The sequence below is a fragment of the Kitasatospora sp. NPDC091257 genome (genome assembly GCF_044757675.1).
Classification (GTDB): Bacteria; Actinomycetota; Actinomycetes; order Streptomycetales; family Streptomycetaceae; genus Kitasatospora; species Kitasatospora lactacystinica.
This window is the reverse complement of the sequence record NZ_JBIVVI010000442.1, coordinates 1-6,589: the sequence shown is the minus strand read 5'-3', so window position 1 is coordinate 6,589 and position 6,589 is coordinate 1. Positions and strand designations below refer to the sequence as shown.

The 6,589-nt window shown below is 73.4% G+C and carries 5 protein-coding genes; 3 read left to right on the top strand and 2 right to left on the bottom strand.

Translation table 11 applies throughout. The features are described 5' to 3' along the window. Positions 1-2: 2 nt before the first annotated feature. Both ACIQOV_RS20975 and ACIQOV_RS20970 read right to left on the bottom strand, forming a co-directional pair. Positions 3-1,082: an inosamine-phosphate amidinotransferase 1 gene (locus tag ACIQOV_RS20975; protein ID WP_401050530.1), complete on the bottom strand. Its 1,080-nt coding sequence runs from the start codon at positions 1,080-1,082 to the stop codon at positions 3-5. A 514-nt stretch (positions 1,083-1,596) separates the two neighbouring features. After that, the gene (locus ACIQOV_RS20970) at positions 1,597-3,420 is read right to left on the bottom strand and encodes a hypothetical protein (RefSeq protein ID WP_401050528.1); all 1,824 of its coding nucleotides are present in this window, start codon (positions 3,418-3,420) and stop codon (positions 1,597-1,599) included. A 264-nt stretch (positions 3,421-3,684) separates the two neighbouring features. On the opposite strand from ACIQOV_RS20970, the gene ACIQOV_RS20965 reads away from it, so the two are divergent. The 3 genes from ACIQOV_RS20965 to ACIQOV_RS20955 are packed head-to-tail and all read left to right on the top strand — an operon-like array spanning position 3,685 to position 6,466. Then, positions 3,685-4,680, top strand: a complete 996-nt coding sequence (locus ACIQOV_RS20965) for an aldolase/citrate lyase family protein (RefSeq protein WP_401050526.1) — start codon at positions 3,685-3,687, stop codon at positions 4,678-4,680. Between the two features lie 2 nt (positions 4,681-4,682). After that, complete coding sequence (locus ACIQOV_RS20960) at positions 4,683-5,918, top strand: aminotransferase class I/II-fold pyridoxal phosphate-dependent enzyme (RefSeq protein WP_359914677.1); 1,236 nt, start codon at positions 4,683-4,685, stop codon at positions 5,916-5,918. A 17-nt stretch (positions 5,919-5,935) separates the two neighbouring features. Next, positions 5,936-6,466, top strand: a complete 531-nt coding sequence (locus tag ACIQOV_RS20955) for a MaoC family dehydratase (protein WP_401050524.1) — start codon at positions 5,936-5,938, stop codon at positions 6,464-6,466. Positions 6,467-6,589 lie beyond the last annotated feature (123 nt).

Below are 6,589 nucleotides of genomic sequence, written 5' to 3'. Positions count from 1 at the left end.
GGTCAGGACAGGTAGTCCTCCAGCCCGCCGTCGCGCCGGGTGTCCAGGGTGACGCAGTGGAAGCCGCCGCCGAGTGCCCGGGAGTGCCGCAGCCGGTGTGGCAGGACGGTGATCCCGGCGTGCTCCAGCTGCTTGATCAGGCTCTCCTGACCGGACTCGACGATCGCGGTGTCCGGGGAGACCATCAGCAGGTTCATGCTGATCCAGCTCTCGCTGAGCGCGTGCTCGGGCGTGTCCCCGGTGGGCTCGGCCGGCGGGCACCACAGGATGTCCCAGCCCTTCAGCGGCGCCGGGACGGTCTCCGGGCTGATCCGCTCGGGGTTGAGCAGCACCAGCCCCGGCCGCAGCAGCGCGATGGTGCTGTCGATGTGGGTGTACCCGTAGATGTCGCGCAGCGGGTGCAGCCGCAGGCCCCCGTCGCCGAGCAGGCCGAGGGTGGACTCCAGCCACCGCAGGCCGAGTTCGTTGCCGCTGCGGGAGACCTGGTAGAACACGTCCCGGCCGAGCCGCAGCACGTTCGCGGCGTCGAAGACCGGCTCGGCCTCGCCCAGCAGCGGCAGCCCGTCCGCGTCGGACTCGAAGAGCTCGTCGCCCAGCCGCGGCCGGGGGGCGGCCACCCAGCGCGCGCCGCGGCGCAGGTAGTCCTGGAAGAGCCCGCGCAGGCCGAACACCTCGAAGTAGCGCTGCCGCATCGGGCTCGCCACCTCGATCAGCGTCTCGCCGACCACCAGGGTGAGGTCCCGCGGACAGTAGGAGTGGAAGCCGCCGCCGGCCTCCCAGAGCGGGGAGGCGAACCCGGCCGCGTGGTCGACCGCCTCGGGCCGGTGGACGGTGACGCCGAGGCCGCGCAGGGTGGCCACCAGCGCCTCCAGGTCCTCCTCGGTCTCCTCGACGACCTGCTGGGGGTAGGGGCCCGCCTCGATCGAGGCGAGGTCGGCGGCACTGGTCTTCGGGAAGCAGGACAGCCAGGAGGACGGCTCGGTCTGCTCGGGCAGCCGGGCGCCGGCGGCGGTCCCGACCACGATCTCCCGCAGTGTGGTGAATTCGTCCCAGCTGTGGACCGGACGGGCCGAATCGGACATGGCTCTCCCTTGACACGGGTTTGGGGAAACGCGGAAAGGACGGCGGACGCGACGGCTCGGAACCGCGCGGCTTCGAACCGCACCACAGGACGGCAGCGCCCGGTGGACTCCGAAGGACCGCGGGCCGTCGGCGGAGCGGGGTCCCCCGAACATGCGGAAAACAGCGACGGAAATCGGGACGGATTGATCGCCGGAGCGGCTCCGGCCGACCACGGCGTTACGGGAAATCACTGGCCGGGCAGCCGAATTCGCTTTTCGGAGGGCCGGGATCGCCTGTCAAGCTACCCGGACGACCGACGGCGGCGCAAGGACCGTGATCGGCACCGAACGCGCCGCCGCGCCGAGCCTCCGGTCGGCCCGTCCGTTGTTCAACTCCCCCGCACCGAGGCTGATCAACACCCGGGCGAGGGCCCGAAAGCCGACCCCGCGGGCCGACCCCGGCGAGGGCCGGCAGCCGGCCCGGACGCGGTGCCCGTGGGACCGGCCGTCACCACTGGGCCCCGCGCTCCGGGGCTCACCACCGCCAGGCCCGGCGGATCCGGCTCCCGCCCGCCAGGGCCAGCAGCGCCCCGCCCGCCGCGGCGACCCCGGCCACCGCCAGGTTCTGGCGCTGCGCCCGGCGCCGGCCGGCGGCCTCCGCCCGGGCGGAGGCCGCCAGGAAGGCCCGCTCGACCCCGGCCGCGGCCAGCTCGCCGGCCGCCACCCGCCGCTTGAGCTGCTCCAACCGGACACCCCGGCAGAGCAGTTCGGGGTCCTGGTCGGCGGCCTCCCAGCCCCGGGCGGCCGCCGAGAGCCTGCGCTGCTCGCCCAGCGCCTCGCGGCCCTCCGCCAGCCACCCGCGCAGCCGGGGCCAGGCCTGCGGCAGCGCGTGGTGGGACAGCTCGACGGTGTCCCGGTCCACCACCACGAGCCGGGCCCGGACCAGCCGTTCCATCACCTCGGGCACGCCGGGATCGTCGAACTCGGCCCGCCGGACCGGCTTGCGGGTGCCCTCATCGCCCCCCGGCACCAGGTCTCCCCCCGATAAGAGCCCGCCGCCCGGCGTCAGCCCGTCGCCCAGCGCCGTCGCGCCGCCGGCCGCGTCCTCGCCGGCGCCGAGCAACTCCCCGCCGAGCCGCAGGAACACCGCCCGCGCCCGGGCCTGGCCGGCCGGGTCCAGCCCGTTGTACAGCGACTCCGCCGTCCGGGCCAGCGCGCCCTCGAAACCTCCGGTCGCCTGGAAGCCGGCCAGGGTGAGGGCGTTGCCGCTGCGCCGCCGCCAGGTCTCCAGCAGTGCCGTGGACACCAGCGGCAGCGCGCCCGGCTGCTGCGCGGCGGTCGAGATGAGGACGGCCAGCAGGGAACCCTCGACGGTGCAGCCGGACCGCAGGGCCGGCTCGGTGATCGCCCGCCGCAGCTCGTCCGGCGCCGGACGCCCCACCGACAGCACCGCGTTCCGGCCGGCCTCGGCCAGCCCCGGGTGCTCGGCGAACAGCGGCCCGCACTGGTCCGAGCGGAGCACCAGCACCACCCGGCACCGGGCCGGCGCCGCCACCGGCAGCCCCTCCGGCGCCTGCCTCGCGGTACCCGCGGCGGTCGCCACCAGCGCGTCCAGGAAGCGCGCCCGCTCGGCGGCGTCCCGGCAGCGGGTGCGCAGCTGCTCGCCCTGGTCCACCACCAGCACCGGGTCGCCGGCCGTCGGCCCCGAGGCGCCCCGCGGGCTCTCCCCGACTCGCTGCCCGAGCCGGGCGAGCGCGAGCGCGTACGCCTCCATCGGTCGTTCGCCGGGAGTCAGCAGCGCCACCGGGACACCGCCGTCGGCCGGGGGCCGGCCCGCTCCGCCCCCGGCCCCGGTTCTCCGCCCGGCCGCCGCGCCGGAGCCCGGAGCCCCGCCGAGCCGGGCCAGCAGACCGGCTCTGACCAACGAGGACTTGCCCGCCCCGGACGGACCGGAGAGGATCACCAGCCTCCGTTCGGCCAGCAGGGCGGCCAGCCGGTCCAGCAGCGCCTCGCGGCCGAAGAAGCGCTCGGCGTCGGCCGCCTCGAACGCGGCCGCACCCGGATAGGGGGCGCTTCCGGCGTCCTGGGAGCGCCGCCGGGCCGCGGTGTCGGCGGCCAGTTCGGCGGCGAGCAGCTGCCAGCGGTGCCGCCACTCCCGCACGTCCCCGCCGCAGGCCTGCACGTAGGCGACGGTGACGGCGAGGCTGGGCAGCCGCCGGCCGCCCGCGGCCACCGACAGGCTGGCCGCCGAACAATGGGCCCGCAGGGCGAGTTGACGGTACGGCGGACTTCCGGCGCGTTCCCGCAGGGCCCGAAGATCGCCCGCGAAGCGCAGCAGCGGCCCGTCCCCGGGGTCCAACGGACTTTCCCGACGCGGCACTACGGCCCCCTTCTCCGTTGATGCGGTGTCCTGAAACCTTGAGTGCCCACGCGCCACACGCGCCGCGTGCGCCTCGTGTCCATCCCCCGGTTATTCATCATGCACAGCACCCGTTGGCGTCAAACAATGGTGCGCGCGGGTCGGTTGTTCCGAGTTGATGTTCAATGTCCAGCCGTACGGCGCCGAACAAAGCCGGTGGGATAGAACCGGACCCCGCAGCCTTCGGCGACTTCGGAGACATCCATGAAGTTCACGCGGTACTGCCGTTCCCTCCTGTCCACACCCGCGATGGCAGTGGAGCGGTACACCAAGAGCCATCAGTCCGGGGCCGACATCGCCATGGTCGATCTGGAGGATTCGGTCCCACCCGCCCGAAAGGAGGAGGCCCGTCGACTGGCCGAGGAGTTCTTCGCGCTCCCGTCCGCCAAGCTCGCGCGCAGCGCGGTGCGCATCAACACCCTGTCCGGACCGGACGGGCTGCGCGACCTGATCGCCATCGCCCGGTACCGCGTCAAACCGGACCTGGTGCTGATCCCGATGGCGGAGTCCCCCCGGGACATCGAGATCGCCGCCGGCGCGCTCGCCGCGGACTGCCCGGAGACGGAGTTCCTGGCGGTCGTGGAGACCCCGCTGGGCATCGAGCACGCGCCCGCCATCGCGGCCGCCGGACACCGGCTGCGCGGGCTGGTCTTCGGCTCGGCGGACTACGCCTTCGCGGTCGGCGCCCGGCTCTCCTGGGAGGCCCTGGCCCACGCCCGCGGCCGGGTGGTCAACAGCGCCCGCGCCGCGGGGGTGGAGGCGATGGACGCACCGTTCTTCGAGGTCTCCGACCTCGTCGGGCTGCGCCGGGAGGCCGGGCTCGCCCGGGACTTCGGGTTCAGCGGCAAGATCGCCGTCCATCCGCGCCAACTCGCGCTGATCAACGAGCTGTTCAGCCCGGGCGAGGAACTGCTGGAGCGCGCCCGCCGGGTGGTCGCGGCCGGTCTGGAGAACGGCCGTTCGGTGACCGTGGTGGACGGGGTGATGGTCGGCATGCCGTTCTTCGAGGCCTCGCAGCGTCTGATCGAGCAGTTCGACCCGCCCCGGCCCGACGGTTCGCACCACACGCAGCACCCCCACCGCGCAGAACACGCGCAACACGCGCAACACGTGCAGCACGCGCAACACGCGCAACACGCGGAGTACCAACCGCAGGGCCACGAGCCCACCGACCCCCCGAACCACGCGACGGAGAAGTGACGATGACCGAAGAATCCATCCTCGGCCCGCGCCGGTACCGCAATGCCGAGGCCATGCTGGCGAGCGCCGACCCGGTCTGGCAGGCGGCCGCCGCCAACGGCCTGATCGGCATCACCGCGGACTCCGAGTCCAACAACCGGCTGATCGTCCGCGAGACCGGCCACGAGTTCGCCAACATGGTCTCCTGCTCGTACCTGGGCCTGAACAACCACCCCGCGGTCCTGGCCGGCGCGGTGGACGCGCTGACCGAGTCCCGCAGCACCTCGCTGGTTCTCTCCACCACCCGGATCCGGCACAACCTGCTGGTGCGGCTGGAGGAGGAGCTCGGCGAGCTGTTCGGCGCGAACATCCTGCCGGGGGCGTCCTGTACCACGCTCACCGCGGGCATCCTGCCGCTGATCGCCTCCGGCCATCTGGACGGCACCTGCCAGGGCGGCGGCGGCCCCCGGGTGATGGTCTTCGACCGCTTCTGCCACTTCTGCATGGCGTACATGAAGCCGGTCTGCGCGGACGAGTCGCTGGTGCTGACCTGCCCGCACAACGACCTGAACTACCTGGAGGACATCTGCCGCAAGTACCCGCGGGTCGCCTACGTCGCCGACGGCGCCTACTCGATGGGCGGCACCGCGGCCCTCGACGGGCTGCTCGAACTCCAGGACCGCTACGGGCTGTTCCTCTACATCGACGACTCCCACTCGCTGTCCATCGCGGGCGAGCGCGGCGAGGGCTACGTCCGCTCCCGGCTGGAGATGAACCCGCTGACGGTGATCACCGCGAGCCTCGGCAAGGCCTTCGGCACCAGCGGCGGCGTCGCGATGCTCGGCAACCGGGAGCAGTTCGAGTTCCTGCACCGGCACGCCGGCCCCATCGGCTGGTCGCAGAACATCCCGCTGCCGATGGTCGGCGCCTCGCTGGCCAGCGCCGCCATCCACCGCTCCCCCGAACTGGCCGACCTCCAGGGAGCACTGGCCCGCAACATCGAGCTCTTCGACGAGCTGCTGCCGACCACCTTCGCGGGCAACGGCCTGCCGGTGCGCCGGGTCGACGTCGGGGAGGCCGAGCGGGCGGTCAAGCTGTCCGCCCAGCTCTTCGAGCGCGGCTTCTACAGCTCCGCGGTGTTCTTCCCGATCGTGCCCAAGGGCGAGGCCGGGCTGCGGCTGATGCTGCGCGCCGACATGGACGAGCGGCTGATCCGCGAGTTCGCCGGCCACGTCAAGGAACTCACCGCCGACCTCTAGGACCTGGGAGCAGCACCATGGGAGGAACCGAACCGGCCGGCTACCGGCTGATCGGCGAGCGCCGCTACCGCGAGGTGGTCGGGCGCTACTACGAGGAGTTCGAGGTCGGCGAGGTGGTCGAGCACCGCCCCGGGCGGACCGTCACCGAGCTCGACAACGTGCTGATGAGCATGCTGAGCATGAACGACGCCCCACTGCACATCGACGCCGCCTACAGCGCGCACACCCCCTGGGGGAAGCCGATCGTCTCCAGCCTGGTGACGCTCAGCATCGTCGGCGGGATGACCGCCCGCTCGACGAGCGGGCGCACCATCGCCAACCTGGGCTGGGAGAACATCCGGATGACCCACCCGGTGTTCGCCGGCGACACCCTCTACGCGGAGACGGAGACCCTCGCCAAGCGGCTCTCCGAGAGCCGCGCCGGGCAGGGGATCGTGCGCTGCCGCACCACCGGGACGAAGTCCACCGGCGAGGCCGTGGTGGTGTTCGAACGCAGCTTCCTCGTCCCGCTGCGCGGCCACGGCCTGGACGAGGTCGCCGGGTACTGACCCGGCGCCGGGCCCGACGGTCTCCACCGTCGGGCCCGGCGCGCGCGAGGGGGACCTCTCCTCGCCGTGGGACGTCGCCTGGTTCGACGGCCGGGTGTGGATCGCGATGGCGGGCGTGCACCA

What these genes read in the sequence shown, in the direction of transcription:
- ACIQOV_RS20975 (WP_401050530.1), bottom strand. Translation starts at nt 1,082, where the DNA reads ATGTCCGATTCGGCCCGTCCGGTCCACAGCTGGGACGAATTCACCACA.
- ACIQOV_RS20965 (WP_401050526.1), top strand. Translation starts at nt 3,685, where the DNA reads ATGAAGTTCACGCGGTACTGCCGTTCCCTCCTGTCCACACCCGCGATG.
- ACIQOV_RS20960 (WP_359914677.1), top strand. Translation starts at nt 4,683, where the DNA reads ATGACCGAAGAATCCATCCTCGGCCCGCGCCGGTACCGCAATGCCGAG.
- ACIQOV_RS20955 (WP_401050524.1), top strand. Translation starts at nt 5,936, where the DNA reads ATGGGAGGAACCGAACCGGCCGGCTACCGGCTGATCGGCGAGCGCCGC.